Here is a 26,219-nt window from a genome sequence, read left to right on the forward strand (position 1 = left end):
CACTTACCCACATCCCGGGCCCCACCGCACTCCGGGGCACCCGACCGGGCGACCCCGTGTGCGCGCGATGCCGCGCGGCTCCCGGGGCCGGTGACGTACTGCCGGACCGGCCGGGAGGGCGACTTGAGTCTCCCCCCGGGGGAGACGGGAGAGTGGGCGCATGAACGGCGACGGCGACACGTATCTCTCGATCGGCGAGCTGGCACGGCGGACCGGGCTCACGGTCAAGGCCGTCCGGGCGTACTCGGACCGTGGGATCGTGCCGCCCGCCGGCCGCACCCCGGCCGGCTACCGCCGCTACGGCCCCGAAGCCGTCGCACGTCTGCGTCTGGTGCGGACACTGCGCGCGCTCGGGCTCGACCTGCCCACGATCCGCGAGGCCCTGGACCGGGACACGCCGCCGGCCGAGCTCGCCGCAGTGCACGCGGAGGCGCTCGCTGTACGGATCCGGGTGCTGACCGCGCGTCGTGCGGTGCTCATGGCCGCCGCACGGCGCGGCGCCACCCCAGAGGAGATGGAACTCATGCACCGACTGGCCGCACTCTCCGAGGACGAACGAAGGTCCCTCACAGGCGAGTTCCTGAACGAGGTACTCAAAGGCCTGGGGGCCGGGACGGGCCTTGCGGGCGTGGTGACATCGATGACGCCACACCTGTCCGACAACCCCGCGGAGGAGGAGACGGAGGCGTGGATCGAACTCGCCGAACTGTGCCAGGACCCCGGATTCCGGGCCGCCATGCGCCGTACGGCAGCGCATCACGCGGCGGACCGGACCGGGCATGCCGCCGGAGTTCCCGGGCCCGGCCCGGAGGCGGTGATCCGCGACCGTACCGCCCCGGCGCGCGCCGCTGGCATCGACCCGGGCTCCACGCAGGCCCGCCCTGTCATCGACGCGGTCACGGCCGCGTACGCGCACCAGTGCGGCCGGCCGGACGACGCCGCGCTCCGGCAGCGGCTCCTCGCCCGCCTCGACACCGTGAACGATCCGCGCAGGGAGCGCTACCTTCACCTGCTCGCCGTGGTCAACCGCTGGCCGGCCCCGGATCCGCTGTCGCCCGAACTGGACTGGTTCTGCGCGGCGTTGCGTGCCCGCATGGCCTCCTGAGCCGGCGTTACGGGACTGCGGGGCACCGGACCGGTGGCAGCCGTCTGCCCCATTCCCGTCATCCCATGGGATTCCCCGTCGCTCCCGCCCGCGATTCTGCGGGAGCCAGATGGGTAGGCGGCCGTACCGTCGGACACATCGGCGCGACGGCGGGCCCTGATCCGGGCCCGCCGGGCCGCACACCCTCCCGGGAGCGGGGCTCCCGGCCCAACGAAAGACGTGACATGGCAAAGATCCTTTTCGTCGTGACCGGATCCGACCACTGGACCCTCGCCGACGGCACGGTGCATCCGACCGGCTTCTGGGCCGAGGAGGTCATCGCCCCGTACGAGAGGTTCCGGGCCGCCGGACACGAGATCACCGTCGCCACGCCCGGTGGAGTGGTGCCGACCGTGGACCGCGGCAGCCTGGCCCCGGAGTTCAACGACGGCCAGGAGAACGCCGACAAAATGGCGGCCGCCGTCGCCGGTATGACCGAACTCCGGCACCCGCTGAAGGTGGAGGACGTGGACCCGGCGGACTACGCGGCGGTCTTCTACCCGGGCGGGCACGGTCCGATGGAGGACCTGGCGGTCAACGCCGACTCGGGCAGGCTGCTGACCCGGGCGCTGGACTCGGGGATGCCGCTCGGCATCGTCTGCCACGCCCCGGCGGCCATCCTCGCCGCCAAGAAGGCCGACGGCACCAACTCCTTCTCCGGCTACCGGCTCACCGGCTTCACCAACACCGAGGAGAGCCAGGCCGGCTTCGCTGACAAGGCCAAGTGGCTGCTCCAGGACCGTCTCGTGGAGATCGGCACCGACTTCCAGGAGGGCGAGCCGTGGGCCCCGTACGTGGTCGTCGACCGCAACCTGGTCACCGGCCAGAACCCGGCCTCGTCCGGTCCGCTCGCCGACGAACTGCTCAAGCGGATCGGCTGACGGCGTGATCGGGGGGTGCGGCGCGCTGCCGCATCATGGTCCCCATGAGCAGCCACTACGAAGTCGTCTTCTCGTGCCTTCTGCACGACGCCACCCCGGAGCGGGTCCTGTCCGCCCTGCGTTGGCATCTGGGTGAGGACGTGGAGGAACCGGGTGATCTCGGCATCGGTGAGTTCCTGTACCCCCTGCTCGTGCCGAATCCGAACAGCCGTCTCCCGGGAGGTGACTGCCGCTCATTCCAGCGCCGGGTTCAGGAATTCACGGCGGCCGGCGAGGTCCACGCATGGGAGCTCTACTCGCGGAACTACTGGGTCGATGACCACATGCTCGACCTCACGGCGCTGCTCGACCTGATCGCACCGCATGTTGCGGAACCCGGCTACGGCGGCCACTACCGCAACGAGTTCGAGTCCGGGACGACGCCTTTCGTCTTTCGTGGAGGGACGTACGACCCCGTCGACTTCTGATTGCGGAGCCGACGGGAACCGAAGCCGGAGGCGTCGCGCCCCAACCGGGTGTTATGCGTCGGGGTGCGCCGGCAGCGCGAGCCAGTCCGGCCAGGAAATCTCGCGCCCGATGAAGCGTGGCTGCTCGAACGGCCAGTCGGCGGCGATCCACTGCGGCACCAGAGCGTCCAGCGCCTGCTCGACCTCGCTGCCCACCAGTTCGTCCACCACCCACCAGCAGATCTCGCCGTCTGCGCCGGACTTCTCCGGCGGGTCGATGTACACACAGCCGAGGAGGGCCGTCTCCGCCGTGTCGAACAGCGCGTAGTTGAAGGACTGGTGGGCGGCGATCTCCTTCTCGTGGCGCAGCAGGTCCGCCTGGTCGGCCTCGTAGGTCATCGTGGCTGCGGGCCAGCCCCAGGCCGGCCCGAACATGGCCCACAGCCGCTCGCGGGAGCCCATCACGGCCGGATAGTCGAGTGCCGTGTCCGTCTCCCGGATCGGCCTCAGGTGGTGGCCGCTGCCCGGCAGCGGTACCAGGACGGGGTGGACGAAATTATCGGGAAGCCAGCGCATGGGGCCCGACCGTAGCACCGCGAGGATGTCTGGTCCTCCGGGTTTTCTGCGTCCCGACGCACAGACCGCCGTCCGGGCGGGCGCATCGGACCGCCGTCTGCGCGAGGGCGTGCACCTGCAACAACAGCGTGGACACCGGCCGGTGCCGGTCATCTCTCGACTGCGTTCTCGTCGTCGCCGCGGCGGGCGTGGAAGGTGCGGTGGTGGGTGTGCGCGCCGAAGTAGTCGCGTCGACCCTGGGTGAGGGCGGCGGGGAGGCGTGCGGCCGGCGAGGGCGGTGGCGGAGGCCGGGATGATCCTCGTGGACGCGGACAACGGGAGAACGCCGATCGAGAGAGTCAGCGCATCGAGTTGATCGCGTAAAGGGCACCGAGCGCGGCAGCGAGCGTGCCGAGAAGCAGCCGGAGGAAGGTCTCGGGCAGGTGGGGCTGGAGGCGGGCGCCGAGGTACCCGCCGAGGAGGCCGCCCACGCCGCAACTGGCCCCGAGGGCCCAGTCGGGGGCGATGTCGCCGCTGTGCGTCAGTGCCAGCAGGGCGTAGGTGGCGGCTCCGACCACCGAGGTGGCGAAGGTCGAGGCGAGCGCGGCCGGGGCGACCTTGGCCACGGGCAGGCCGCGGCCGACGAGGACCGGGCCGAGGACTGAGCCTCCGCCGATGCCGAAGATGCCGCCAACGACGCCGACGGTGAGGGCCAGGCCGGTCACCGCTCGGGGTGAGGGCTCGTGGCGTGCACGGTCCGCGGGGCCGGGACGAAGCGTCCGGATGATCAGCCAGGTGCCGAGAGGCAGTAGCAGCACGGCGACCAGAAGCCGGAAGACGTCCGGGCCGGGGAGGGCGAAGACGCGGATGAGGGCGCCCAGGACAACGCCGGGCAGGGTGCCGAGCACCAGCCGGCGCACGAGCGGACCCCTCAGGACGCCGTCACGTCGATAACGCAGCAGGGCGCCAGGCACGGCGACGACGTTGTACAGCAGGTTCGTCGGGGTGACGGCCGGACTGGGCACGCCGAAGATGCTGAGCTGCACCGGGAGCAGGAACACCGCGCCGGACACACCGACCGGCGCGGTCACCACCGCAATCAGCATCCCGACCGCAACAGCGGCCGCACCCAGTTCCCACGCCATCGCGTCCCCCCCCCAGCGCCACCCGGCCCGCCGGTGGACCAGGCCGCCAGTGTTCCGCATGCCCGTGCGTGTTGCCGGGAAGCGGGGGTACCCCTGTGGAACGGTGAGTTCACCTGCAGTGGATCGATATGTGTCTTCCGGCTACGCACACACGGACGGGCAACGTTCCTGTCCGGTCAAACAAGAGGAGTTGGTCGATGTGACCCGAGCTCTCGCTCTCGTCTGCACCCTGTCACCGTCCCCGAAGCGATCCAGCAGTCAGCTGCTGGCGGATCAGATCATGTCGGAGCTTGCGGACCTCGGCGTGGAGGGAGAGACCGTACGTGTGGTCGACCATGACGTGCGGCCGGGGGTCGCGCAGGACATGGGGGAGTCGGACGCGTGGCCGGGGCTGCGCGAGAAGGTCATGGCCGCGGACATCGTGCTGGTGGCCACGCCCATCTGGCTGGGGCACCCGTCGAGTGTGTGCCAGCGGGTGCTTGAGCGTCTGAACGCCGATATCTCCGAAACGGATGACGAGGGCCGTCAGCTGACCTACGGCAAGGTAGGGATCGTCGCCGTGGCCGGCAACGAGGACGGCGCGCACAAGGTCAGCGCGGACCTCTTCCAGGGCCTCAACGACCTGGGCTTCACCCTGGCACCGGGGGCCGTGACGTACTGGGTCGGCGAAGCGCAGCAGGGCACCGACTACCAGGACCTGGACCAGACACCCGAGGCCGTCGCCGCCACGACCCACACTCTGGCCGTCAACGCTGCACACCTTGCCGCGGTGCTTGCGGATGCGCCGTATCCGCCCAACGCGTAGGGGCCGTGCGCCTCTGCCGGGTCGGTCGTCCGCTGCGTGGGAGCACCGCGCAGCTGCCGCGGTGTCGCGGAGCGTAGACGCCCTGCACTGTCATCATGCGCCGTGGCATGCCCCGAGGCGATACGACCATGGCCGCCTTGGGACGGCTCACGGGTCAGGGGAGGGGAGTGCCGCCCGTGGCGTTGAGGACTTCGGCGGTGATGTAACTCGCCTGCGGTGAGGCGAGAAAGACGTAACAGGGCGCGATCTCCGCCGGCTGGGCGGGTCGTCCCAGGGGGGACTGCTTCCCGAATTCGACCGTGTCGGGCAGTGTCGCTGGGATCAGAGGCGTCCAGACCGGGCCGGGGGCAACGGCGTTGACCCGGATACCGTCCGGCGCCACCATCTGTGCAAGGCCCTGGGTGAAGGTGACGATCGCGCCCTTGGTCATGGCGTAGTCAAGCAGATGCGGGCTTGGTTTGTACGCCTGGACCGAAGCCGAATTGATGATGCAACCGCCCTTGCGGATGAATGGCAGTGCCCCTTTGGACAGCCAGAACATTCCGTAGAGATTCGTGCGGACGACACGATCGAACTGTTCCGTGGTGATGGCGCTGATTCCGTCGGGCTGGGACATCTGGTAGGCGGCGTTGTTGACGAGAATATCGATCCGCCCGAATTCGGCGACCGCTCGTTCGATGAGCCCCTGACATTGTTCCTCTTCGCGGATGTCACATGCGACGGCTACGCCCCGTCGCCCCGCATCCTTGATCAGTCGGACTGTCTCGCGGGCGTCACTCTCCTCCGATTCCAGATAACTGAACAGCACGTCGGCGCCCTCGCGTGCGTATGCGAGCGCGACGGCGCGCCCGATGCCGGAGTCCCCACCGGTCACCAGCGCCTTGCGGTCGGTGAGGAGGCCGTGCCCCTGATAGGACTCCTCACCGTGGTCCGGCGCGGGATCCATCGCTCCCGTCCAGCCCGGCACGGGCTGTTCCTGCTGGGGGAAGTCCGGCCGGGGGTGTTTGGTCACGGGATCCTGGGGTTCCTGTCCACTGGGCGTCATCTTCTGCCTCCTGTATCGGGTCTGCGTCGGGTCTGCGTCGGGAAAGTTCGGGGAAAGGTGCATTCACCTGTTCCCCGGATGGAGCGGCCGAACCCCGGCGGACGGCCTGGCGCGACCATGCGGGGAACGCGGCGAGGCCACTACAGCTCGACGCCTTCGGCTGTCGTGATGGTCGCCTGCATATTGCGCTCCATCATGCGCAGGGCCGCGTCGGCGAGGTCTCTGTGGATGTGGGCGACGGCGTTCTCAGGAATGGTTACCCGCAGGTGGCGAATATGTGCGTCGAGCGCGGAATACAGAATGCACTGCTCGGTGACCTGTCCGCAAAGAACTACATGGTCCACGTCGAGTTGTGCCAGCAGGTAGGCAAGAGGCGTTTCGTAAAAGATCGAGTGTCTTGCCTTGACCACGAAGAGCGACTCCGCATCCGGTTGCACTGGGCGGACGAGTTCGGCTCTCGCCCCGGCCATGGCGGAGGCGACGATTTCCCCATGATGAGAACGCCATTCGCCGAAATTGTCATTGACATAAATGACCGGCACGCCCTTGTTGCGCGCACGGTCCAGGAGCCCGGCAATGTGCGGCAACGCTGTGCGTACGGACGGAATGAGAACGTCCGCGTCAGGGTGGTCGTAGGAATTGATCATGTCGATCAGGATGAGAGCCTTCCTTCCCATGCCGTCATGGTGTCACCGTTGGACGGGGGTGCGCACGGCGAGCGCCTGCGAGCAATTTTGCGGCTTGGACCGGCGAGTGCGGAGGGAATACACCACGAGCGGGACAGGGCGGCAGCTGGTTCGTGACCGGGGTGTCGTGCGGCTTGGCCGGGGAGGTGGCTGTGCCGTGGCGCGGATGGCGCAGTTCGCGTGTCAGACGGCGCGTCCACGGGTACTCGTGGGCAGTCGATGTCTGCTCCTTGCCGGGCGCTGACGGCTTTGTTTTCGGAGATTGCCCATCTGCCGAATGGAAACCCGATGAGCCGGCAAGCGAATTCGGCCTCCGCCGCGCAGGGCGGCGTTCCGGCGGTGGTCGGCCGGATCTCGGGCTGGGCAGGCGTCGTGGTCGGCGAGGGGGCTTCCATGGTCGTGGAAGCCGCGACAGGTCCGCTCACGGGACACCGTGCATCGGACCGCTCACCCCCGCTGTCCGACAGGTCACCTGAGACGGTTCCTCTCACTCGAACTGGAAGCCGCACACCATGGATCACTCGTCCGCTCCCGTACTCGAGGCTCTGGCCGCGTATCAGGCGCAGGAGCAGTTGCCATTCACCCCTCCCGGTCACAAGCAGGGCCGGGGAGCCGACCCAAGGGTGCGGGCTGTACTCGGAGACGCTGTGTTCAGTGCGGACATGCTTGCGGTGTCCGGCCTGGACGACCGGACCACGTCCCAGGGAATCCTGGAACAGGCACAGGACCTGATGGCCGACGCCGTGGGCGCCGAGCACACGTTCTTCTCCACCTGCGGGAGCTCGTTGTCGGTGAAGGCCGCCATGCTCTCCGTGGCCGGGCCGCACGAAAAGCTCCTGGTCGGCCGCGACGCGCACAAATCAGTTATCTCGGGCTTGATTCTCGCGGGCATTCGTCCTGTGTGGGTCGACCCCCAGTGGGATCCCGAGCTCCACCTTGCGCACCCACCCGCTCCCGAGGCCTTCCGGTCGGCATTCGAAGCACACCCTGACGCGCGGGGGGCTCTGGTCACGAGCCCCACTCCGTACGGCACCTGCGCCGACATCGGAGCCATCGCGACGCTGTGCCACGAGCGTGGCGTGCCGCTGATCGTGGACGAGGCGTGGGGAGCTCACCTGCCGTTCCACCCCGACCTGCCCGCCTGGGCCATGGACGCGGGCGCGGACCTGTGCGTCACGTCCGTCCACAAAATGGGATCCGGGCTCGAGCAGGGATCGGTCTTTCATCTGCAAGGCGACCTGGTCACCGCGCAGACCCTTGCCTCGCGTGCCGACCTGCTGGACACCACCAGCCCCTCGGTCCTCATCTACGCCGCCCTCGACGGATGGCGACGCCAGATGGTGGAACAGGGGCGTGAACTCCTGGACGGCGCCCTTTCCAGGGCTCGCCGTGTACGCGCGGCCATCGAGGACATCGAAGGACTGCACGTCCATGACCGCAACGACTTCTGTGCGCCCGGGCGCGCGTTCGACATGGATCCCCTTCAGGTCTTCATCGATCTGAGCGGACTCAAGTTCAGCGGCTACGATGCTGCCGACTGGATGCGTCAACACCATCGAATCAACCTGCACACCTCCGACCACCGGCGCATCAACGCCCAGCTCACACACGCCGACGACGAGACGACGACCGCGCGGCTCCTCGACGGCCTGCGCGACCTGGTCGCTCACGCCGACGAGCTTCCGCCGGCCCCGGCGATCCGAATCCCGGACCCCGCCGAGCTGCGTCCTCGGCAGATGACGCTTCCGCGCGATGCCTTCTTCGGGGATGTCGAGCAGGTTCCGGCCGCTCAGGCGATCGGCCGCATCTGCGCCGAAATGCTCACCCCTTACCCTCCGGGAATTCCCGCTGCCCTTCCCGGCGAGCTGCTCGACCGGGCCGTGGTGGACTACCTGCGTACAGGAGTCGACGCGGGGATGTTTCTTCCTGACGCCGCCGACAGTTCCGCCGGCACCATCCGCGTGTCGGTGCACGATGTGGGAGCCGACTGATCCCCGGGTGGCGTCCAGGGCCACCTGAACCTGAGGCCTCGTCGGGTTCGTCCGCGTCACAGGCTGCTGAGAACCTGGGGCGACAGGGTTTTGACCATGGTGTTGGTCCAGCGCAGCTGGCGCAGGGTCCGGGGGTGGCAGGACGTGGCGAGGGAGAGCAGGTCTGCGGCCTTGGCAGCCTGTGCCACCTGGGCGAGCATTTCCCAGTGCAGTGAGTTGTACGCGGCTGCGAGATGCAGGTCGCGCAGATCGCACAGGAGCGAAAGACCGGGTTCGGACCGATGGCCGGCCATGTCCCCGGTACTGCGGGGGAGTGCCGCACAGGGGCCGCCGTCCCGGCGGCCACCTGACGCACCGCCGGGGCTGAGACCGTACCGTGGCAACGCCTCGGCGAGGCGCCGGACGTGTTCGTGCGACCACGCGGCGATATCCGTGGCGACATGGTGGATCTCGTGGTCCGTGCGGTGTCTGTCGGCGACGGTGACGAGCTGGGTGGCCAGGTGTTGTTCACCGTCGTGCAGCGTGTGCAGGGCGAGTTGGATGCCGTTCACTTGTTGCCTCCCGGCATGTCCCATGCAGGGTCCGGGGCCTGAGACACGTGTGCGGCCCGGCCGCCGACAGTGGCCCTGACGCCCGCGGGGACGACGGGTGCCGAGGCGGTGGTGGTCGGGGCGGGGGACTGCTCCCCGGTGCCGCGTTCGACGAGGGTGAGGGCGGCAGACGCAGTCTTGAACAGAGGCTGCTTGGAGGCGGGGTCCCAGTCGGTGACGGTCGTTTCGTTCGCGGCCCTCCCAGGTGTGGTGGGGCCCGGACCCGAGCCGGCCGGTGTGTCCCAGTAGCCGTAGTGGAACGGCACGAACAGCAGTCCCGGCCGAAGCGCTGTGATGCGCAGCCGCCCACGGAGGGTGCCGCGTCGTGAGCGGACCTCGACCAGGTCGCCCTCGCCGAAGCCCTGTGCGACAGCATCCGTTTCGCTGATTTCGACCCATACGTCGGGGGCCGCGTTGTTCAATTGCGGTGCGCGGCCGGTCTTGGTCCGGGTGTGGAAGTGGTAGAGCGTCCGGCCCGTCGTCAACTGGTACGGGTACTGATCGTCCGGATGCTCGTGCATCGGCAGATACCCGGCAACCTTGATCATCCCCTTGCCGTCCGGATTGACGGCGCGAAAGTCCGCCTCGCTGTCCGCCGCGCCCGTCACCAGGTCCTTCCCGTAGCTCTCGCACACGTCGGGGCGGGCCCAGCTGACGCCTTCCGTGTAGAGCCGCTCGGTACCGTCCGGCGACTGCCGGTTGACCGGCCATTGGATGCCGCCTGCTTCGCGCAGCTTCGCGTACGTGAGTCCGCTGTAGTCGCAGGGGCGGCCGACGCTGCACCGCTTCCACGCCTCGAACGCCGACTCCGGGCTCCGCCAGGTGATCAGGGGCCCGCCGTCCTTGTCGCGAAAGCCCATCTGCGCGGCGTAGTCCAGGAAGATGTCGAGGTCCGGCCTGGCCTGGCCGGGCGGGTCCACGGCTTTGGCACTCAGATGCACGGTGCGGTCGGCGTTGGTGAAGGTGCCGGTCTTCTCGCCCCAGGTGGCGGCCGGCAGCACCACATCGGCGAACTGCGCCGTCTCAGTGAGGAACAGGTCCTGCACGACGACGAACAGCCGCTCCTGGGCCAGGATCGAGCGTACGCGGGCGAGTTCGGGCAGCGAAACGGCCGGGTTCGTGCCACTGATCCACAGCATCCGGATCGAGCCCTGCTCCGCGTACCTGAACATCTGCATGGCGTGGGTGGGAGGCGCATAGTGCGGGATCGTGCTCGGCTCCACGTTCCACACCTCCGCCAGATCGGCCACGTGTGCATCGTTCTGCCAGTTGCGGAAGCCCGGCAGATCACCGTTGGCACCGCACTCCCGGGTGTTCTGCGCGGTGGGCTGCCCGTTCATCTGCAGCACACCGGCGCCGGGCCGGCCCAGCATGCCGCGGATGAGATGCAGATTGTTGACCTGGACCGCTGCGGCCGTCGCCTGGTGGGACTGGTAGAAGCCCTGCAGCACCGTGGACAGCAGCCGATCGGCAGATCCGAGGAGCTCGGCCGCCTCACCCAGCCGCTTGGCCGGGACGTCGCAGATGCCCGCCGCCCACTCGGGTGTGCAGTCCTTGACCTGCGCCGTCAGCTTCTCGTAGCCGACCGTGTGTGCCTCGATGTACGCGTGATCGACGCGGTCGGTCCGGATGATCTCGTGCAGCAGCGCGTTGAGCACCGCGACGTTGGTGCCGACGCGTGGGGCGAGGTGAACGGCGGCCCTTCGTGCCACCTGAGTGGGGCGCGGGTCCACACACAGGAGGCGCGGGGGCTCGGCGCCTTCCAGACGGTCGAGGATCCTCATCCACTGCACGGGCTGGGTCTCGGCGATGTTGTGGCCGAACAGGGCGATCACATCGGCATGGTCGATGTCGTCGTAGCTGCCGGGCTGCCCGTCGCAGCCGAAGGACTCCTTGAGGGCTTCGGCTGCGGTCGAGGTGCACAGCCGGGTGTTGCCGTCGATGTGGTTGGTGCCGATACCCGCTCTGGCCAGCACCGCGAGGGTGTAGTACTCCTCCAGGAACAACTGGCCCGAGGTGTAGAAGCCGAGGGAGCCGGGTCCACGGTCAGCCAGCAGTTCGCGTGACCGTGAGACAACGCGGCTCATCGCCGTCTCCCAGTCACTCTCCACCAGCCGGCCGCCTTCGCGCACCAGAGGCCGGGTCAGCCGGTCCGGGGAGGCGTTGGCCTGCCACCCGAACAGGTCCTTGGGCCCGAGTCTGCCCCGGTTGACCCGGTCGGTGGCCCGCCCGCGCACACCGACCATGCGGCCGTCGATGACGGCGATGTCCATGGCGTCCCCGTCCGAATGGAGAATGGAGGCTGCCTGTACCCACTTCTGCACCATGGCGGGCTCGACGCCCTCGGCGAGGAACATGTCCACCCGGGCCGGCCAACACCCATGCCGCCGGTGTGGCACACGGCCGCCCCAAGGGTTGGCGATCCGGTCGTCCACCGACTCCATGTTGCCTCCCGTTGGTTCACGTGCCCCCCCCGAGTACCCCACCGGCAGAGCCGGATGCGCGCGCCACCGCGCCCGTAGGAGTGTCGGGATTGTCCCTCAGCGGGGTGTCGATGTCCTGCCGCCGCTCCGGGCGGCCGTCGGGGGCCCGGATTGTGGCACCGCTCTCGGAACCGCCGGTCCGCACGAGCACCGGTGTCCGGCACCGCTCAGGAAAGCGGCGTCGAGACACGAGGAGGCCTGCGGCCGTCCCGTGCATCAGCACGAACCTCATCCGTCAGCCGAGGTAATGCGCGCGACCCTGGTCGTCGAGCCCCACGGAGCCCTGGGGGATGATGCAGAACTCGTTGCCCTCGGGGTCGGCCATCACCAGGAACCCGCCGTCCGCGTACTCCGGCAGCCGTCGTCCCCCGAGCGCCTCGACCCGCTGCTGCTCGGAGCCCGGATCGGATGAGGCGATGTCGAAATGCATACGATTCTTGGCCGACTTCCGCTCACCGGCCTGCTGGAAGCCCAGGCCCAGGCCACTCTCGCTTCGCAACCAGACGTAGGGTCCGCTCCGATCCGAGATCGGCCTGCCGAGCAGCTTCGACCAGAACGCGGCAAGCCGCTCGGGATCGGCGGCGTCGATGATGAGGGCGTTGATATGCAGCGGGGCGTCCGTCATGCACCGAGTCTCCCTCTCCTCCTACGCTGCGGCTGGCTGGCGGTGGCCTGTACCGTCGGCGCACCTCAGAAGATGCCGGCCAAGCGGTGCCATGACGGTACGTGTGCGGCCTGCGGCCGCCCCCACCCGCTGTCTCCTGGTTCAGGGCTTGACGAGGACCTTCAGGCTCTTACGGTCGGCCATGTCCTGGTAGCCGACCGGTACGCCGTCGAGGTCCGTGGTGGCGTTGAAGACCTGGCCCGGCTCGATGGTGCCGTTGAGGATGTCGGGCATCAGTTCCTCGATGTAGGCGCGGACCGGTGGGGCCGCCGACCTGGCGGATGTTGTGGCGGAAGAGGCTGCCGAAGCCGATCGGTGCCTCTTCGTACTGGGGTACGCCGACGCGGCTGATGACGCCGGCGACGTCCGCGTCGAAATCGTCCCCGACCCTACGAGCAGGCAACCGGGATCGTCCGCCCCGGCCCCACCAGCACCCGGCGCCGGGTCCCGGGGCTGCGGCGGGAGGAGGTCGCCGTGCTCGCCGGCGTGAGCACCGAGTGGTACACGCGCCTGGAGAAGGGGCATATCAGCGGCGTGTCCGAGGACGTTCTCGCCGCGGTCTCCCAGGCCCCGCAACTGGACGAAGACGAACGAACCTATCTGTTCGACCTGGCCCGCGCCGCCTGGCCCGCGCCGCCTGGCCCGTGCCGCCCGGCCCGCCCGCCTGGCCCGCCCACCGCACGCCGTCCCGCCGCAAGGACGTCGAGGTCCCGCCCCGCGTCCAGTGGCTGCTCGACTCCATGACGATGTCCGCCGCCTTCGTACGCAACGGCCGCCTGGACATCGTCGCCACCAACCCGCTGGCCCGGGTTCTTCACGCGCCGATGTTCGAAAGCGTCACGACCGACAAGCGAGGCCGCGCGAACTTCGCCCGCTACCACTTCCTCGACACCGGCTCGCAGGACTTCTTCGTCGACTGGGACGCCGGTGCCGCGGCCACCGTCGCGTTGCTGCGTGCCGAGGCCGGGCGTGAACCGCACGACCGGGCACTGCGCGAACTGATCGGCGAGCTGTCCACCCTCAGCCCCGACTTCCGCACCCTGTGGGCGGCGCACGATGTCCGTATCCGCCACGACGGCATCAAGCAACTGCAGCATCCGGAGGTCGGTCTCCTTGAGCTGACTTACCAGTCCCTGGACCTGCCCGTGTCCCACCGGGCCGTGCACGACCTGAGCCTGTACACCTCCGAACCGGGCAGCACCTCCGAAGAACGCCTCAAAATACTCGCCAGTCTGGCGGCCACCCCCCTCTCGGTGACCGAGCCCACCGACCGGCTGCGCAGCTGAGAGCCTCAGCGGAGACGCGTGTCTGAGGGCGAGGCGTGTCCGGCGGCGTTTCGGGCAGGCGGTCACCCAGGATGGAACGGGATACGTACCGGCTGTGAAGGGAGCCAGCGTGCACGTACAGCGTCGTCGCATCACGCGGACGATGCTTCCCCTGGGCGCGGTCCTGCTGGGTCTCACGGCCTGCGGCGGTCCTGGAGAGCGGGAGGCGGACGCCTCGGCGGCGGCCACGGCATTCGAGCGGGATCTGGACGGCGGGGACCGGACGGCGATGTGTGCTGCTCTGGCTCCGAAGACGCGCAGTGAAATCGAGGATGCGGAGAAGAAGGCGTGCGCCGACGCCATCGGTGCGCAAGACCTTCCGGCCGGCGGTGCGGTGCGTGGTGTGGACGTCTACGGGCGTCAGGCGCGCGCGACGCTGGCCTCGGACACACTCTTTCTTTCGCAGTTCTCGGACGGCTGGAAGATCGTTGCCGCCGGATGCCGGCCCCGGCCAGGCCGGCCCTACCACTGCTCGGTCAAGGGAGGCTGACGCGTGCGCACCATGTTCACTCTCTGCCTGACCATTGTCCTGGGCGGCCTCGCCTATTTCATCGTGGTCGGGGTGATGCGGCGATGAGCACGGGCGAAGCCCCGCCGGAGGTGCCGGGCCAGGGACGGAGCAGCGACGCGCGGGAGCACAGCATGTGCCGGTTCATCAGGGAAAACGGCATAAGTATCGGCTTCGGTATCGCCTTCCTGCTTGCTCTCGCGGGTCAAGCCGTCGCGGGCAATGCCGAGTTCAACAATCAGCTCGCCACGGACGGACTCGCCCAGGTCAGCTTTTTGGACTATCTGACGTCCTCCGACTTCGCGGTCGACGTGGCCGAGAACTGGCAGTCGGAATACCTGCAGTTCTTCCTGTACGTCTTCGCCACCGTCTGGCTGCTCCAACGTGGTTCGCCCGAATCGAAGAGCATGCACAAGGCCGGCATCGAATCGGACAAGGACCAACAGGTGGGCCCTCACGCAGGTCCGGATGCGCCACGCTGGGCCCGCGCGGGCGGGGTTCGACAGGCGGTGTTCTCCCGGTCGCTCGGTCTGGTGATGGCAGGGCTCTTTCTCCTGTCCTGGCTGGCCCAGTCCATCGCGGGCTCGGCCGCCTACAACGAGCAACAATTGAGGCAGCTCCAGGCGCCCATCGGCTGGAGCCAGTACATCGCCTCTGCCGACTTCTGGAGCCGTAGCCTGCAGAACTGGCAGTCCGAGCTTCTCGCCGTCGCTTCCATGGCCATCCTCTCCGTCTACCTGCGCCAGCGCGGTTCCCCGGAGTCCAAGCCTGTCGGAGCGCCCCACTCCTCCACCGGCGTCGAGGGATGAGCAGGACGAACGTCCGGTAGGCGGTCGGGTCTGGCGTGCGCGTCGGTCACGGCCCGGGACGCCGGGGGAGTGTGCGGTCAGGCAGGGGGAAACCAGCAGTCCTCGGTGGCCCGGGTCGCAGGGTTGCCGGTCGACAGGGGCAACAGAACAGCGGCCTCACACCGACGCCACTATGCGTCGGACGCCCGGGGCCGGATTGGTGTTCCGTCAACGAGCCTCGTGGGACAGCAGGGTACCGAGCGGGCCCAGGTCCAGGTTGAGGTCCTCGCGGCGCAGGCCGTGCAGCTCACAGAGCTGCGTCATCCGCTCGTCGAGGAGCATGAGGGTGGTTCCCACGTTCTCCTCCTGTTCCTCCGTCAGCTCTCCACTGTCGAAGCGGCGGATCGCCTGGCGTTCCATCAGCTGTCTGAGCAGCTCTACGACCGTGAGCACCAGCGAGGCCAGATCGCGGCCCGCGTTGTGCGGGTCGATGTCCACTCGGGTGTCGTTCACAGGGGCCCGCTGTCGGCCCACGGCGCGGGGACGCGCTCGCTGACGGATGCCAGGAGGGCGTGCAGCGAGAGGCGGACCAGTGGTACGTCGGCGATGGCGATGACGAGGTCCCCGCTGATGACGACGCCGGTGCCCAGCACCCTGTCGAGCAGGTCGACCAGGGGGACGCCGATGGGGGCTGTGGCTTCCGGGCCCTGCCACGGAACGGGGCTAGCGGTGCTGTGCAAGGTCTCCTCCGTCCGTGAACGAGTAGGGGGCCCAGGGCCCGCACACGTCGATCTCGATGCCCTTGAATTCCGGGGATGCGCGGAGCCGCCTGATCGTGGTGGTCAGCTCCTCGATCCTGTCATCGGCGATCAGACAGGCGGCGTTCATGACCTGGGTGCGGTCCTTGCCGGTGACCTCTGGGCCGTGCGGACGGCGCTGGACCGTGCCGACCGCCAGCTCCCGCAACGCGCTGCCCACTCGCTCGCCAGCTGCGAGTGCTGCTTCCCGTTGTGATTCACGCAGTTGCTGCCGGCCGCGCAGTCGGTTCATGTACGCACGGCCCGAGCGTTGTTGAGGTCCGGGCTGAGTGTTCGGCGGAGGCTTTTCGGGAGGCGCCGGCACAGCGGACCGCGCCAGAGTTTCGGGGTGCGTCATGTAGACCTTGACGGCCCACTCCGCCCGCCCGGTGATGCGTTCCAGCACCGCGCCGAAGCGATCCTGGTTCTCCCGGAGGGCCGTGCCGGCCCGCTCGTCATCGAGATAGAGCGTGGCCAGCGGCAGCGGGACCGTGGGCCCGACCGAGGCCGCGGCGGTGACGACCTCATGGTGGGTTCGTGCGCAACGTTCGAGTTCGGCGGCATCGGCGAGCCGGTCGCGCAGGGCCGCTTCGGAGAATTCCGCCGCAGGCACGTCCTGGACCACGGCGCATACCCCGCCGACCGTCAGCAGACGCAGCGGCCCACCCGCGGCATGTCCGCGGGAGGCGGAGGCGAAGTTCCCGGGATGGTCAGCCCGGCAGACCGCGAAGACATAGGTGGCGGCAGAGCTGATGCGATCGGTTGAACCCTGTGGGTGGTGTGGAGTCACGGTCATCGGCGAGGCCATTCCCTTCTGCTGCCGATCTGCCGGCCACTGTCGGCATGACGAGTGCTGCTGACTTCCTGCGGTTCGTCGCTCTCCAGGGCCTCGATTCGTTCGCGCAGGCGTTCGTTTTCGTCGGCCAGGGCGTTGTGCGCGGCACGCGAGGAGAGAGCGGGGTCGGTCTCCCACCAGTCGATGCCCGCCTTCTTCGCTGTCTCCACGGACGAAATGAACAGCCGCAGGCGGATGGTCAGCAGTTCGATGTCCAGCAGGTCGATCTTGATGTCCCCGGCGATGACGATGCCTTTGTCCAGTACCCGTTCCAGGATCTCGGCAAGGTTCGCGGTCGTCGGCGGACGCGACTGGGGCTCCGAGGAGGTCCAGCTGTCCATTGCTGTCACGGTGTGCCTCCGGGTACCGGTGATTTCCTGTCGAGAATGTCCAGCAGCCGTTCCTCCTCGCGCTCGAACCGTGTGACGTCGATCTCACCGTCGTCCAGGGCGCGGTTGAGCTCCGCGAGCTGCGTACGGATCACTGCCGGGTCGTAGAGTTCCGCCTCCGCCGCGTCGATGAGCCGGTCGGAGACCCAGACCACGCCGCGTACGGGTGCCAGGGGGAGGAGCAGGACACCGGAGAGCAGACCCATGTCAGGCCCTGGCCGGGACGGGCTGTGGAGCCACGAAGCTGTAGCAGGGCAGCGGTCCGGTCACCCGTAGGTCGATGTGGTCCGAATGGTCCGTGGCGAATCGCTCGGCAACGCCGCGGAAATGCTCCACCTCGCGGCGGGAGACCAGGAAGGACACGTTCAGTACGCAGCCGTCCACGTCCGGCCCCGGACACATGTCGTGGGCAATCCCGGCGAATTCGGCCGGCAGCCGGGCCGCTGCCGCCGCGGCCCTGCGCCGCAGACCTGCCGCCACGGCTTCGCCGAGCCGGACGTTGGCTTCGTAACCGGGGTGCCGACGTGTCTCCTCGCGGACCCTCCGGACCACCGGGTCCTCACGGATCAGCGCGGCCAGGTTGTCCTGCACCGGCGTGATCTTGACGTTCATCTCGATGCGGGAGTCAAGCCGCTTCAGAACCGCGGCGTGCTCACTCCGGTGTGCCGCTACACCGGCCAGCACCGTGGCCTCGTCCGGTGCGACCATTCCGAAGCGCATCGGCAGCACGGGTCCGGATTCGGCCAGCCCCATGAGAAGGCCCTGATGCGCCATCAGGTCGCGTCGCCGGGCCCTGAGGTCCGGATGCGCAGCGCTGACCACGACAGCGAGATCCTCGGCCGGCAGCAACCGCACCGGTGCCGGCGGCTCACCGACGCCGACGGCATCGGGGGGAAGCGGGTGGGAGCCGCCCACGATGCCATACACGTAAATGCCCGAAGCGGTCATGGGTCAGCGCTCCTCTTTGCGGCGGCGGGGGCGTTCGCTTTCGGTGCTCCGGGAGCGGGACGTCTTGGACCGGCGCGGGCGTTCCTCCTCCAGTTCGTCCTCATCGTCCTCACCCACGCCGACGGCCTTCTTGACCTTGTCGGTCACGGAGTGCGCGGCCTTCTTCGCCCCTGCCTTCCCGACGCTCTTCGCCATGCCGCCGCCGAACAGTTCCGGCACCGTCCTGCTGTTCGCGTCGGTCTCCAGGTCCAGCCGATTGCAGGCTTCGGCGAACCGCAGGTAGGTGTCGACACTGGCGACGACGATCCGTGCATCGATCTTCAGGATCTCGATGCCGACCAGCGACACACGTACGAAGATGTCGATGACCATGCCGCGGTCGAGGATGAGTTCCAGGACGTCATAGAGGCTGCCGGCGCGGGGAACGCGGACAACCTCCTCGCTGTATGTACTCAAGGGGTGACCGTCTTTCGGGATTGGCTCAGGTACCAGGCGCTCACGTGTCTGCCTGACCGCGGCGGTAGCGACGTACTCGGCGGTACTGCAGCAGCGAACCGTCCTCATCGATGTCCACTTCGTACGTGGCGAGGAGGCTGGTGGTGTCGGGAATGCGCGGGAGCTCCAGGACATCGACGTCGACGTGCCAGCCGCCGTCGGTCCGCGAGATCGCGGACACGCCTTCGGCCTTGTGTCCGATCAGCCTTCTCAGGTTCTGACACGCGTGTTCGGCCGCCTCCACCGCTCCGCCGACGTGCTCCTTGCCCGCGGAGGAGTGAGTGGATCGGGAGGTCCGGGCTTTCCCGGCACGCTGCTCTGGCATGGTCGCCAGTCTGCTGAGCGCGCGGTCGCACCGCATGCGGTGCTGGACCGAACGGGAGACCACCGAGAACCCGGAATCAGCCAAATGGCGGCTTATCGGAAGCCGGAGGACATTGGAATGAGGGTGCGCACCGCGATGCGGGCCAGCGCTCGCTGCAGCACCGTCGTGGCACTCGCAGACACGTCCCTCTTCTCTGGAGGATCTCCGATGGCCAGCACCGACATCAGTGGCAGCACGCCTCAAGGCACGAACGGTGGCAGCAGTGGAGGGCCACGCGGCACGATCACCATCGCCGACAACGTCGTCGCCACCATCGCGGGCATCGCGGCCCGTGAGACCGACGGAATCTACTCGCTGGGCGGCAGCGCTTCACGGGCGCTCGGATCAGTGCGGGACAGGGTGGCCAAGACGTCCGACCCCAGCAGGGGCGTCAAGGTCGAGGTCGGCGAGGAGCAGGCCGCGATCGATCTGGACGTGGTCGTGGAGTACGGCGAACCCATCGGGGACGCCGCGAAGGAGATCCGCTCGCGGGTGACGGACGCGGTGGAGACGATGACGGGCCTGGAAGTCGTCGAGATCAACATCAGGGTGCTCGACGTCCACCTGGCCGGATCGGATGACGAAGACGGCGACGAGGACAGCGGCGGCGGGAGCCCGCGAGTCCGGTAGCGCCGCTCCTGGGGCCCGGAAGGGCCTCGCCACCCTTCTCCCAGCGATTCGAGGCACTCATGGAAAACAACAAAAAGGTCGCTCTCGCCGCCGCCGTAGCGGCGGGCTATGTCCTTGGCCGGACCAAGAAAGGGAAGCTCGCCCTCGGCATCGCCTCCCTCGTAGCGGGCCAGCAACTACCACTCAATCCAAGGGAGGCCGTCACTCTGGGCGTACGCAAGCTGGCGGAGAATCCCGCGGTGGCGCCGCTGGTTGAGCAGGCGCGGGGTGAACTGCTGGATGCCGGGCGTGCAGCGCTGTCGGCAACGGCGAACCGTCGTCTCGAAGCCGTCGCCGACGTACTCCAGCAGCGGACCGAAGCGCTGCTCGCAGGACCGGACGAAGAGGCCGAGGAGGAGCCCGAGGAGGAACCCGAAGAGGCCGAAGAAGAGGAAGAGGAAGAGGAAGAAGACGAGGCAGAGGAGCCGGAGGACGAGGAGCCGGAGGAGGAGCCGGAGGACGAGGAGCCGGAGGAGGAGCCGGAGGACGAGGAGCCGGAGGAGGAGCCGGAGGACGAGGAGGAAGAGGAAGAGGACGAGGACGAGGACGAGGAAGAAGAGGACGAAGAGGAACAGGAACCTCCTCGGCGTCGTCCGGCAAAGCGCGCGGCTGCTAAGAAGGCTCCGGCCAAGAAGGCTCCGGCCAAGAAGGCGCCGGCCAAGAAGGCGCCGGCCAAGAAGGCGCCGGCCAAGAAGGCTCCGGCCAAGAAGGCGCCCGCCAAGAAGGCGCCGGCGAAAAAGGCACCCGCCAAGAAGGCACCGGCCAAGAAGGCGGCGCCCAGTAAGCCGACAAAGAAGGCCGCGGCCAAGAAGTCGTCGCCGGAGAAGGGCACTGCGAAGAAGTCCGCGAAGCGCGCCGGCCGGAGGAGGTAGGTCACATGGTCAAGCAGGAGGACGACCCTACGGACAAGGACGCATCCGGCCTGGACCAGATCAAGGAGCAACTGTCCGCCTACGTCGGGGCTCAGGGGCAGCGGCTGCTGGACTCCGCCGGCGGGAAGCTCAACGACCTTGCCCAGGGACTTGGGGACGGCGAGGGCGGCGGGGGCGGGGGCCTGTTGGACGTCGGGAAACGGGTACTCGGCGGCGAGAACCCGGCCAAGGCGTTTGTGGGCGAGAAGGCCGGCGCGCTCAAGGACAAGGCCGTGGACTCGGTCAAGAGTGCGTTCGGAGGCGGTGGCAGCTCATCCGGCAGCGCCAAGGTGACCAACATCGTGGAGACCATCGATGTCGGTAAACCCCTGCGCACGGTCTATGACCGCTGGACCGAGATAGAGGAGTTCAACTCCTTCACCAGAGGCGTCACCAGCGTGACCAAGTCGGATGAGGTCGAGAGCGACTGGAAGCTCAAGGTTGCTTTCTCCAACCGTAGTTGGAAGTCCACGGTGCAGGAGCAGGTGCCCGATGACCGCATCGTCTGGACGTCCGAAGGTGACAAAGGGACGACGCATGGTGCCATCACCTTCCACGAACTGGCTCCGTCCCTGACCCGCATCGTCGTTGTCGTCGAGTACACCCCGTCCGGATTCTTCGAGAAGACGGGCAACATCTGGCGTGCGCAGGGACGCCGACTGCGACTGGATCTCAAGCATTTCCAGCGGTACGCCACGCTCACCGACGACGAGGATGTCGAAGGCTGGCGCGGGGAGATCCGCGACGGGGAAGTCGTCCGCAGCCATGAGGAAGGGCTCGAGGACGATGAACCGGAGGACGAGGAGCCCGAAGAGGACGAGCCCGAAGAGGACGAGCCCGAAGAGGACGAGCCCGAAGAGGACGAGCCCGAAGAGGACGAGTACGAAGAAGACGAGCCCGAAGAGGACGAGTACGAAGAAGACGAGGACGAGGACGAGGACGAATACGAAGAACCCGACGACGAATACGAAGGCGAGGCAGAGGACGAAGAAGCAAGATGAGAGGTATCCGGCCGGCGCCCGGGGCTTTCGGGAGTCCCCATAGTCTCCGTCATGCCATCGGACGCCTCGCTTGCGACGGCACTTGTGCGGGTGCCTCAAGCGGCAGTTCTCCAGAACTCGTCCAGCGTGACAGCGAGCGCCTCGGGCGCTTCCTCGGCGATGTGGTGGCCGGAGTCGATCGAGCTCCCCTCCAGCCGGTCGCCCGCCCAGTCCCGCCACACGTCCAGCACGTCACCATAGAGGTCGGCCATATCGTCACGGGCGGCCCACAGCACCTGCATCGGAGACTCGATGCGGCGGCCGGCCCGCCGGTCGGCGTCGTCGTGCTCGCGGTCGATGCCCAGGCCGGCCCGGTAGTCCTCGCACATGGCGTGCACGGTGGACGGGTCGTGGATGGCGCGGTGGTAGTCCTCGTACGCCTCGGCGCCCATCTGCTCGGGTGTGGCTCTGTACCAGGCGTCAGGATCCGCGCTGATGATTCGTTCGGCGGGCTTGTCGGTCTGCCCGAGGAAGAACCAGTGCCACCAGCTCGCGGCGAACTCTGCGTCGCACCGGCGCAGTGCCTCACCGATGGGGACGGCGTCCAGCACGCTGAGTGCGGAGACGGCCGCGGGGTGGTCCAGGGCGAGGCGGGTGGCCACGTACGCTCCTCGGTCGTGGCCGACGACGGCGAACCGTTCGTGGCCCAGGCCACGCATCAACGCCAGGCAGTCGCCGGCCATGGCGCGCTTGGAGTACGGACGGGCTCCTGGTCGGTCGGGGGCTTCGACGACTCGCCATAGCCACGTAGATCGGGACAGATCACGGTGTGACCAGCTGCGACCAGTAGCGGGGCCACGCCGTGCCACGTTGCGTGCGTCCGCGGATGACCATGTGGCCTGAACCGACTGCTGGGGGCGTGTGTGCCCGTCCCGAAGCTGCGGCCCAGGCCCATCGCCTGCCCTCTGACCACCCCGGAACCCGGACATCGGTCACCGATGGTGGTGAGGGCAGGCGCGACGGCTCCGCCGCGTCCGATATCAGGCCTTCGCCTGCATGTCCCGGCGCGTGGGGTTGCTCTGCTTCGCGGCCTTGGGGTCCTTCTCGTCCGCCTTGGCGTGAACACCCTGCTTGATGCGCTCGCCGATCGACTTGTCGACGTTGGACCAGTACTCGAAGGCTCGTTGCAGAACGGGTTCTGTCACGCCGTTGAGGAGATGGCCGACGACGTTGTCCACCAGACGCTCACGGGCCGCGTCGTCGAGGACCTCGCGCACCATGGTGCCCGCCTGTCCCCAGTCGTCGTCCTCGGCATGGGAGACGTAGGCGGCCCGGGTGATGTCGCCGTCGGTGTACCAGCTGGGCGGGTTGCCGTACCGGTCCGTGTCCGCCGCGGGGCCGCCCTTGGAATTCGGCGCGTAGACGGGGTCCGCGGTCTTGCGGTACGCCATCGCCCCGTCCTTCGAGTACGTGTTCACGGGCGCGACGGGCGCGTTGACGGGGAGCTGCTGGTAGTTGCCCCCGATGCGGTGGCGGTGCGCGTCCGCGTACGAGAACAGCCGGGCCAGCAGCATGCGGTCCGGGCTGGGGCCGATGCCGGGGACCAGGTTGTTCGGCTGGAAGGCCGCCTGCTCGATTTCGGCGTGGTTGTCGGTGGGGTTGCGGTCCAGCGTCATCCGGCCCACCTCGATCAGCGGATAGTCGCTGTGCGGCCACACCTTGGTCAGGTCGAACGGGTTGAACCGGTACTCAGCGGCGTCCTCGTACGGCATGACCTGTACGCGCAGGGTCCAGCTCGGGTATTCGCCGTCACGGATGTGCTCGAAGAGGTCCCGGGTGTGGTAATCCGTGTCCGCCGAGGCCATCTGGTCGGCTTCGTCCTGCGTGAAGTACTCGATCCCCTGATCGGTCTTGAAGTGGTACTTCACCCAGAAGCGGTCGCCCTGCGCATTGATCCACATGTAGGTGTGGGAGGTGTAGCCATTCATGTGGCGCCAGGTGCGCGGGATGCCTCGGTCGCCCATCAGCCACGTGACCTGGTGGGCCGACTCGGGCGAGAGGGTCCAGAAGTCCCACTGCATGTCGTGGTCGCGCAGATTGTTGTCCGCGCGTCGTTTCTGGGAGCGGATGAAGTGCTGGAACTTCATCGGATCCTTCACGAAGAACACGGGGGTGTTGTTCCCCACCATGTCGTAGTTGCCTTCGCTGGTGTAGAACTTCACCGCGAAGCCCCGGGGGTCACGCCACGTGTCCGGGCTGCCACGCTCGCCCGCGACGGTGGAGAAACGGGCCACGAGGTCGGTCGTGGTACCGGGCTGGAACACCGCAGCCTTTGTGTAGGCGCTGACATCAGCGGTCACCTCGAAATGCCCGAAGGCCCCGCTTCCCTTTGCGTGAGGCTGACGCTCGGGGATTCGTTCCCGGTTGAACTGTGCCATCTGCTCAATCAGGTAGGCGTCCTGCAGCAGAATCGGGCCGCCCGGTCCGACAGTGAGCGAGTGTTCGTCGCTCTCCACCGGGGCTCCGGAATCGGTGGTGGTCGGCTCACGTGAAGTGTCGGTCATCCGGTTGCCCTCCATCGTGTTTCTGTGCGTGCAAAGCTGGTCCCGCCGGGAAGGCGAAACGACGTCACGAAAGTTCGACTAGCCCGGATTGAAGGATGTCAAACCTGGGGTACGCCACAGCGCTTCCATGGACGCAGTCATGCCGCTCCAACGCGCCGGCGAAAGCGCGGAGAGTGCGGCCGCCCACCAGGAAATCCGGAATGCAGACGAATGGGTGGCGGTGGCTGCGGACAACGCCCGGCACCCGTTCCGGGGGCGGACATCATGCGTCAGCTGTGGCGGTGTGCCGAGCTGGAGGCTCCGCTGAAAAGACGACCGAGCGCACGGAACGGCAGGCTGACTACCGTGGCGATGGCGCTGCCGATTGAACGGAGAACATCTGCGATTGCCTTGAGCATGGCGCTTTCCCTTCCATCCGGTTAACCCCCACCGTAAGTTCCGGAGCGCGGGTTGCGTAATCGAGTGTCTGCGTCGCGTACCCCTGCTCCCTCATGGGAAACGGCCCATCCCGCCCGCTTGTCATGCCCGCGCGTGCGACGTCGGTCATTTACTGACTTCCCTCTTGTCGTCGCCCCAGAGGGTGTGGAAGGTGCCCTCGCGGTCGGTGCGGTGGTAGGTGTGTGCGCCGAAGTAGTCGCGCTGGCCCTGGGTCAGGGCGGCGGGGAGGCGTTCCGCGCGCAGGGAGTCGTAGTACGCGAGGGTGGCGGCGAAGGCCGGAGTCGGGACGCCCTGGGTGACGGCAGTGGCGATCACGGTGCGCCAGTCGTCCTGGGCGGCGGCGATCTCCTCGGCGAAGCTCTTGTCGGAGAGGAGACTCGGCATGTCGGGCCGGGCTTCGTAGGCGCTGGTGATGCGGTCGAGGAACGCGGCCCGGATAATGCAGCCGCCACGCCAGATCGCGGCGACCTTGCCGAGGTCGATGTCCCAGGCGTACTGCTCGCTGCCGGCCGCGATCTCGTGGAAGCCCTGCGTGTAGGCGACGATCTTCGAGGCGTACAGGGCCTGCTCCACGTGGTCGGCGAACGCCGCCGCGTCGTCCTCGCCGAGTTTGCGGACGGTCGGTCCGGCGAGGTGGCGTGAGGCATCACGGAGGTCGGCGTGGCCGGAGACCGAACGGGCGAAGACGGCCTCGGCGATGCCGGAGACGGGAACCCCCAGGTCGAGGGCGATCTGTACGGTCCAGCGGCCGGTGCCCTTCTGCTCCGCCCGGTCGAGCACGACGTCAACGAAGGGCTGACCGGTCGCCGCGTCGACGTGCGAGAGCACATCTGCGGTGATCTCGATGAGGTAGGAGTCCAGACGCCCGGTGTTCCACGTGCGGAAGATCTCCGCGATCTGGGCGGGGGAGTAGCCGGCCACGTCGCGGAGCAGCTGGTACGCCTCGCCGATGAGCTGCATGTCCGCGTACTCGATGCCGTTGTGCACCATCTTGACGAAGTGACCGGCGCCGTCGGGCCCGATGTGCGTGGTGCAGGGCGCGCCGTCCTTCGCCTTCGCCGCGATCTTCTCCAGCATCGGTCCCAGCGACACGTACGACTCGGCCGAACCGCCCGGCATGATGCTGGGGCCGTTCAGCGCGCCCTCCTCGCCGCCCGAGATACCGGCGCCGACGAAGTGGACTCCGCGTCCGCGCAGCTCCTTCTCGCGGCGGCGGGTGTCCTCGAAGTGGGCGTTGCCGCCGTCGATGATGACATCGCCCTCGTCCAGCAGCGGGGCGAACTCCTGGATGACCGCGTCCGTCGGCTCGCCCGCCTTCACCATGACGATCAGGCGGCGCGGCCGTTCCAGGGCCGCGACGAACTCCTCGGGCGTGCGCGCGGCCACGAAGGTCCCCTCGTCGCCGAACTCCTCGACCAGGGCGTCCGTCTTCGCCGTCGTGCGGTTGTGCACGGCGACGGTGTAGCCGTTGCGGGCGAAGTTGCGGGCCAGGTTGCGGCCCATCACCGCGAGTCCGGTGACGCCGATCTGGGCAGTGCCGCTCATCTGTCTGCTCCTGCAATCTGTCGGGGAGGCCGGGGCCGGCCCGCAGGCAGGGAAGCCGGGGCGGGGCGCCGGGAGGCTGCGATGTCCAGTATGGATACGGGAGGGAAGGACGGCCTGTTCAACGGCTCGACGGCACCCGGATCCGAGCGCAACAGGCTCCCCTGCCGCTGTTGTTCACCAGCTCCCGACACTCCTGAGCAGCGGCGCAACCCTGACAGAGTACTGGAG

General features: G+C 68.2%; 31 protein-coding genes and 1 pseudogene. 12 read left to right on the top strand and 20 right to left on the bottom strand.

Going from position 1 to position 26,219, the window contains the following annotated elements; translation table 11 throughout:
* Positions 1-160: 160 nt before the first annotated feature.
* From OG446_RS34375 to OG446_RS34385, 3 genes are all read left to right on the top strand, one after another.
* The gene (locus OG446_RS34375; RefSeq protein WP_328897696.1) at positions 161-1,105 is read left to right on the top strand and encodes a MerR family transcriptional regulator; all 945 of its coding nucleotides are present in this window, start codon (positions 161-163) and stop codon (positions 1,103-1,105) included.
* A 224-nt stretch (positions 1,106-1,329) separates the two neighbouring features.
* Complete coding sequence (locus OG446_RS34380; RefSeq protein WP_328897697.1) at positions 1,330-2,025, top strand: type 1 glutamine amidotransferase domain-containing protein; 696 nt, start codon at positions 1,330-1,332, stop codon at positions 2,023-2,025.
* A gap of 44 nt (positions 2,026-2,069) precedes the next feature.
* Entirely contained in the window at positions 2,070-2,492 is a 423-nt protein-coding gene (locus OG446_RS34385) for a hypothetical protein (protein WP_328897698.1), read from the top strand.
* A 51-nt stretch (positions 2,493-2,543) separates the two neighbouring features.
* Here OG446_RS34385 and OG446_RS34390 read toward each other — a convergent pair whose 3' ends face one another.
* Together OG446_RS34390 and OG446_RS34395 are read right to left on the bottom strand one after the other, a co-directional pair.
* The gene (locus tag OG446_RS34390; protein ID WP_328897699.1) at positions 2,544-3,047 is read right to left on the bottom strand and encodes an N-acetyltransferase; all 504 of its coding nucleotides are present in this window, start codon (positions 3,045-3,047) and stop codon (positions 2,544-2,546) included.
* 338 nt (positions 3,048-3,385) lie between these two features.
* On the bottom strand, positions 3,386-4,171 hold the full coding sequence (locus tag OG446_RS34395) for a sulfite exporter TauE/SafE family protein (protein ID WP_328897700.1): 786 nt from the start codon (positions 4,169-4,171) through the stop codon (positions 3,386-3,388).
* Between the two features lie 199 nt (positions 4,172-4,370).
* On the opposite strand from OG446_RS34395, the gene OG446_RS34400 reads away from it, so the two are divergent.
* Positions 4,371-4,976, top strand: coding sequence for a flavodoxin family protein (locus OG446_RS34400; protein WP_328897701.1), 606 nt, complete (start codon positions 4,371-4,373; stop codon positions 4,974-4,976).
* 154 nt (positions 4,977-5,130) lie between these two features.
* Here the strand turns inward: OG446_RS34400 and OG446_RS34405 are convergent, their stop codons facing one another.
* Both OG446_RS34405 and OG446_RS34410 read right to left on the bottom strand, forming a co-directional pair.
* Positions 5,131-6,021, bottom strand: coding sequence for an SDR family oxidoreductase (locus OG446_RS34405; protein ID WP_328897702.1), 891 nt, complete (start codon positions 6,019-6,021; stop codon positions 5,131-5,133).
* Between the two features lie 140 nt (positions 6,022-6,161).
* Positions 6,162-6,698, bottom strand: coding sequence for a cysteine hydrolase family protein (locus OG446_RS34410; protein ID WP_328897703.1), 537 nt, complete (start codon positions 6,696-6,698; stop codon positions 6,162-6,164).
* 521 nt (positions 6,699-7,219) lie between these two features.
* Here OG446_RS34410 and OG446_RS34415 point away from each other — a divergent pair.
* The gene (locus OG446_RS34415) at positions 7,220-8,698 is read left to right on the top strand and encodes an aminotransferase class I/II-fold pyridoxal phosphate-dependent enzyme (RefSeq protein ID WP_328897704.1); all 1,479 of its coding nucleotides are present in this window, start codon (positions 7,220-7,222) and stop codon (positions 8,696-8,698) included.
* A gap of 56 nt (positions 8,699-8,754) precedes the next feature.
* On the opposite strand, the gene OG446_RS34420 is transcribed toward OG446_RS34415, so the two are convergent.
* The 4 genes from OG446_RS34420 to OG446_RS34435 form a co-directional block, all read right to left on the bottom strand.
* Positions 8,755-9,249, bottom strand: a complete 495-nt coding sequence (locus OG446_RS34420) for a hypothetical protein (RefSeq protein WP_328897705.1) — start codon at positions 9,247-9,249, stop codon at positions 8,755-8,757.
* Complete coding sequence (locus OG446_RS34425; RefSeq protein ID WP_328897706.1) at positions 9,246-11,732, bottom strand: molybdopterin oxidoreductase family protein; 2,487 nt, start codon at positions 11,730-11,732, stop codon at positions 9,246-9,248. The genes OG446_RS34420 and OG446_RS34425 overlap by 4 nt, the downstream gene beginning before the upstream one ends.
* Before the next feature lie 274 nt (positions 11,733-12,006).
* Positions 12,007-12,396 carry a VOC family protein gene (locus OG446_RS34430; RefSeq protein WP_328897707.1) on the bottom strand — a complete coding sequence of 130 codons (390 nt, stop codon included), beginning with the start codon at positions 12,394-12,396 and terminating at the stop codon, positions 12,007-12,009.
* Positions 12,397-12,537: 141 nt separating this feature from the next.
* Complete coding sequence (locus OG446_RS34435) at positions 12,538-12,669, bottom strand: hypothetical protein (RefSeq protein WP_328897708.1); 132 nt, start codon at positions 12,667-12,669, stop codon at positions 12,538-12,540.
* Between the two features lie 252 nt (positions 12,670-12,921).
* On the opposite strand from OG446_RS34435, the gene OG446_RS34440 reads away from it, so the two are divergent.
* The 4 genes from OG446_RS34440 to OG446_RS34455 all read left to right on the top strand — a co-directional run bounded on the left by OG446_RS34440 (position 12,922) and on the right by OG446_RS34455 (position 15,077).
* Positions 12,922-13,179 carry a hypothetical protein gene (locus tag OG446_RS34440; RefSeq protein WP_328898507.1) on the top strand — a complete coding sequence of 86 codons (258 nt, stop codon included), beginning with the start codon at positions 12,922-12,924 and terminating at the stop codon, positions 13,177-13,179.
* The gene (locus tag OG446_RS34445) at positions 13,080-13,721 is read left to right on the top strand and encodes an MmyB family transcriptional regulator (RefSeq protein WP_328897709.1); all 642 of its coding nucleotides are present in this window, start codon (positions 13,080-13,082) and stop codon (positions 13,719-13,721) included. Before OG446_RS34440 ends, OG446_RS34445 begins: the two co-directional genes overlap by 100 nt.
* 109 nt (positions 13,722-13,830) lie before the next feature.
* Complete coding sequence (locus OG446_RS34450) at positions 13,831-14,250, top strand: hypothetical protein (protein ID WP_328897710.1); 420 nt, start codon at positions 13,831-13,833, stop codon at positions 14,248-14,250.
* Between the two features lie 152 nt (positions 14,251-14,402).
* Positions 14,403-15,077, top strand: a complete 675-nt coding sequence (locus OG446_RS34455) for a DUF6766 family protein (protein WP_328898508.1) — start codon at positions 14,403-14,405, stop codon at positions 15,075-15,077.
* 207 nt (positions 15,078-15,284) lie between these two features.
* On the opposite strand, the gene OG446_RS34460 is transcribed toward OG446_RS34455, so the two are convergent.
* From OG446_RS34460 to OG446_RS34495, 8 genes are read right to left on the bottom strand one after another with little or no spacing between them, the layout of a single operon-like run.
* Positions 15,285-15,569 (bottom strand): gas vesicle protein K, encoded by a 285-nt coding sequence (locus OG446_RS34460; RefSeq protein WP_328897711.1) that lies wholly within the window; start codon positions 15,567-15,569, stop codon positions 15,285-15,287.
* Complete coding sequence (locus tag OG446_RS34465) at positions 15,566-15,796, bottom strand: gas vesicle protein (protein WP_328897712.1); 231 nt, start codon at positions 15,794-15,796, stop codon at positions 15,566-15,568. Before OG446_RS34465 ends, OG446_RS34460 begins: the two co-directional genes overlap by 4 nt.
* Positions 15,780-16,661, bottom strand: coding sequence for a GvpL/GvpF family gas vesicle protein (locus OG446_RS34470; RefSeq protein WP_328897713.1), 882 nt, complete (start codon positions 16,659-16,661; stop codon positions 15,780-15,782). The genes OG446_RS34465 and OG446_RS34470 overlap by 17 nt, the downstream gene beginning before the upstream one ends.
* On the bottom strand, positions 16,646-17,029 hold the full coding sequence (locus OG446_RS34475) for a gas vesicle protein (protein ID WP_328897714.1): 384 nt from the start codon (positions 17,027-17,029) through the stop codon (positions 16,646-16,648). Before OG446_RS34475 ends, OG446_RS34470 begins: the two co-directional genes overlap by 16 nt.
* Before the next feature lie 5 nt (positions 17,030-17,034).
* Complete coding sequence (locus tag OG446_RS34480; RefSeq protein ID WP_328897715.1) at positions 17,035-17,283, bottom strand: gas vesicle protein GvpG; 249 nt, start codon at positions 17,281-17,283, stop codon at positions 17,035-17,037.
* A gap of 1 nt (position 17,284) precedes the next feature.
* Complete coding sequence (locus OG446_RS34485) at positions 17,285-18,025, bottom strand: GvpL/GvpF family gas vesicle protein (RefSeq protein ID WP_328897716.1); 741 nt, start codon at positions 18,023-18,025, stop codon at positions 17,285-17,287.
* Between the two features lie 3 nt (positions 18,026-18,028).
* A complete protein-coding gene (gene gvpJ / locus OG446_RS34490; RefSeq protein ID WP_328897717.1) occupies positions 18,029-18,481 on the bottom strand; it encodes a gas vesicle protein GvpJ in 453 nt (150 codons plus the stop codon).
* A 40-nt stretch (positions 18,482-18,521) separates the two neighbouring features.
* On the bottom strand, positions 18,522-18,845 hold the full coding sequence (locus OG446_RS34495) for a gas vesicle protein GvpO (protein ID WP_328897718.1): 324 nt from the start codon (positions 18,843-18,845) through the stop codon (positions 18,522-18,524).
* A 207-nt stretch (positions 18,846-19,052) separates the two neighbouring features.
* Here OG446_RS34495 and OG446_RS34500 point away from each other — a divergent pair, with 207 nt between their 5' ends.
* The 3 genes from OG446_RS34500 to OG446_RS34510 are packed head-to-tail and all read left to right on the top strand — an operon-like array spanning position 19,053 to position 21,465.
* Positions 19,053-19,514, top strand: coding sequence for an Asp23/Gls24 family envelope stress response protein (locus tag OG446_RS34500; protein ID WP_328897719.1), 462 nt, complete (start codon positions 19,053-19,055; stop codon positions 19,512-19,514).
* Between the two features lie 59 nt (positions 19,515-19,573).
* A complete protein-coding gene (locus tag OG446_RS34505; protein WP_328897720.1) occupies positions 19,574-20,425 on the top strand; it encodes a histone protein in 852 nt (283 codons plus the stop codon).
* A 5-nt stretch (positions 20,426-20,430) separates the two neighbouring features.
* Positions 20,431-21,465: an SRPBCC family protein gene (locus OG446_RS34510; protein ID WP_328897721.1), complete on the top strand. Its 1,035-nt coding sequence runs from the start codon at positions 20,431-20,433 to the stop codon at positions 21,463-21,465.
* A 95-nt stretch (positions 21,466-21,560) separates the two neighbouring features.
* On the opposite strand, the pseudogene OG446_RS34515 reads toward OG446_RS34510, so the two are convergent.
* The 4 genes and pseudogenes from OG446_RS34515 to gndA all read right to left on the bottom strand — a co-directional run bounded on the left by OG446_RS34515 (position 21,561) and on the right by gndA (position 25,991).
* A pseudogene (locus OG446_RS34515) lies at positions 21,561-22,433 on the bottom strand (alpha/beta fold hydrolase).
* A gap of 51 nt (positions 22,434-22,484) precedes the next feature.
* Positions 22,485-24,008 (bottom strand): catalase, encoded by a 1,524-nt coding sequence (locus OG446_RS34520; RefSeq protein WP_328897722.1) that lies wholly within the window; start codon positions 24,006-24,008, stop codon positions 22,485-22,487.
* Between the two features lie 269 nt (positions 24,009-24,277).
* Complete coding sequence (locus tag OG446_RS34525; protein WP_328897723.1) at positions 24,278-24,406, bottom strand: LPFR motif small protein; 129 nt, start codon at positions 24,404-24,406, stop codon at positions 24,278-24,280.
* Positions 24,407-24,551: 145 nt separating this feature from the next.
* Positions 24,552-25,991, bottom strand: coding sequence for an NADP-dependent phosphogluconate dehydrogenase (gndA, locus tag OG446_RS34530; protein WP_328897724.1), 1,440 nt, complete (start codon positions 25,989-25,991; stop codon positions 24,552-24,554).
* Positions 25,992-26,219: the final 228 nt, after the last annotated feature.

The sequence above is a fragment of the Streptomyces sp. NBC_00236 genome, assembly GCF_036195045.1.
In the GTDB taxonomy this organism is placed as follows: Bacteria; Actinomycetota; Actinomycetes; order Streptomycetales; family Streptomycetaceae; genus Streptomyces.

Bases quoted from the DNA above. Each gene is read 5' to 3' on its own strand.
- OG446_RS34375 (WP_328897696.1), top strand. From the start codon at position 161: ATGAACGGCGACGGCGACACGTATCTCTCGATCGGCGAGCTGGCACGG.
- OG446_RS34380 (WP_328897697.1), top strand. From the start codon at position 1,330: ATGGCAAAGATCCTTTTCGTCGTGACCGGATCCGACCACTGGACCCTC.
- OG446_RS34385 (WP_328897698.1), top strand. From the start codon at position 2,070: ATGAGCAGCCACTACGAAGTCGTCTTCTCGTGCCTTCTGCACGACGCC.
- OG446_RS34390 (WP_328897699.1), bottom strand. From the start codon at position 3,047: ATGCGCTGGCTTCCCGATAATTTCGTCCACCCCGTCCTGGTACCGCTG.
- OG446_RS34395 (WP_328897700.1), bottom strand. From the start codon at position 4,171: ATGGCGTGGGAACTGGGTGCGGCCGCTGTTGCGGTCGGGATGCTGATT.
- OG446_RS34405 (WP_328897702.1), bottom strand. From the start codon at position 6,021: ATGACGCCCAGTGGACAGGAACCCCAGGATCCCGTGACCAAACACCCC.
- OG446_RS34410 (WP_328897703.1), bottom strand. From the start codon at position 6,698: ATGGGAAGGAAGGCTCTCATCCTGATCGACATGATCAATTCCTACGAC.
- OG446_RS34415 (WP_328897704.1), top strand. From the start codon at position 7,220: ATGGATCACTCGTCCGCTCCCGTACTCGAGGCTCTGGCCGCGTATCAG.
- OG446_RS34425 (WP_328897706.1), bottom strand. From the start codon at position 11,732: ATGGAGTCGGTGGACGACCGGATCGCCAACCCTTGGGGCGGCCGTGTG.
- OG446_RS34430 (WP_328897707.1), bottom strand. From the start codon at position 12,396: ATGACGGACGCCCCGCTGCATATCAACGCCCTCATCATCGACGCCGCC.
- OG446_RS34435 (WP_328897708.1), bottom strand. From the start codon at position 12,669: ATGCCCGACATCCTCAACGGCACCATCGAGCCGGGCCAGGTCTTCAAC.
- OG446_RS34455 (WP_328898508.1), top strand. From the start codon at position 14,403: ATGTGCCGGTTCATCAGGGAAAACGGCATAAGTATCGGCTTCGGTATC.
- OG446_RS34470 (WP_328897713.1), bottom strand. From the start codon at position 16,661: ATGGCCTCGCCGATGACCGTGACTCCACACCACCCACAGGGTTCAACC.
- OG446_RS34475 (WP_328897714.1), bottom strand. From the start codon at position 17,029: ATGGACAGCTGGACCTCCTCGGAGCCCCAGTCGCGTCCGCCGACGACC.
- OG446_RS34480 (WP_328897715.1), bottom strand. From the start codon at position 17,283: ATGGGTCTGCTCTCCGGTGTCCTGCTCCTCCCCCTGGCACCCGTACGC.
- OG446_RS34485 (WP_328897716.1), bottom strand. From the start codon at position 18,025: ATGACCGCTTCGGGCATTTACGTGTATGGCATCGTGGGCGGCTCCCAC.
- OG446_RS34495 (WP_328897718.1), bottom strand. From the start codon at position 18,845: ATGCCAGAGCAGCGTGCCGGGAAAGCCCGGACCTCCCGATCCACTCAC.
- OG446_RS34500 (WP_328897719.1), top strand. From the start codon at position 19,053: ATGGCCAGCACCGACATCAGTGGCAGCACGCCTCAAGGCACGAACGGT.
- OG446_RS34505 (WP_328897720.1), top strand. From the start codon at position 19,574: ATGGAAAACAACAAAAAGGTCGCTCTCGCCGCCGCCGTAGCGGCGGGC.
- OG446_RS34510 (WP_328897721.1), top strand. From the start codon at position 20,431: ATGGTCAAGCAGGAGGACGACCCTACGGACAAGGACGCATCCGGCCTG.
- OG446_RS34520 (WP_328897722.1), bottom strand. From the start codon at position 24,008: ATGACCGACACTTCACGTGAGCCGACCACCACCGATTCCGGAGCCCCG.
- OG446_RS34525 (WP_328897723.1), bottom strand. From the start codon at position 24,406: ATGCTCAAGGCAATCGCAGATGTTCTCCGTTCAATCGGCAGCGCCATC.
- gndA (WP_328897724.1), bottom strand. From the start codon at position 25,991: ATGAGCGGCACTGCCCAGATCGGCGTCACCGGACTCGCGGTGATGGGC.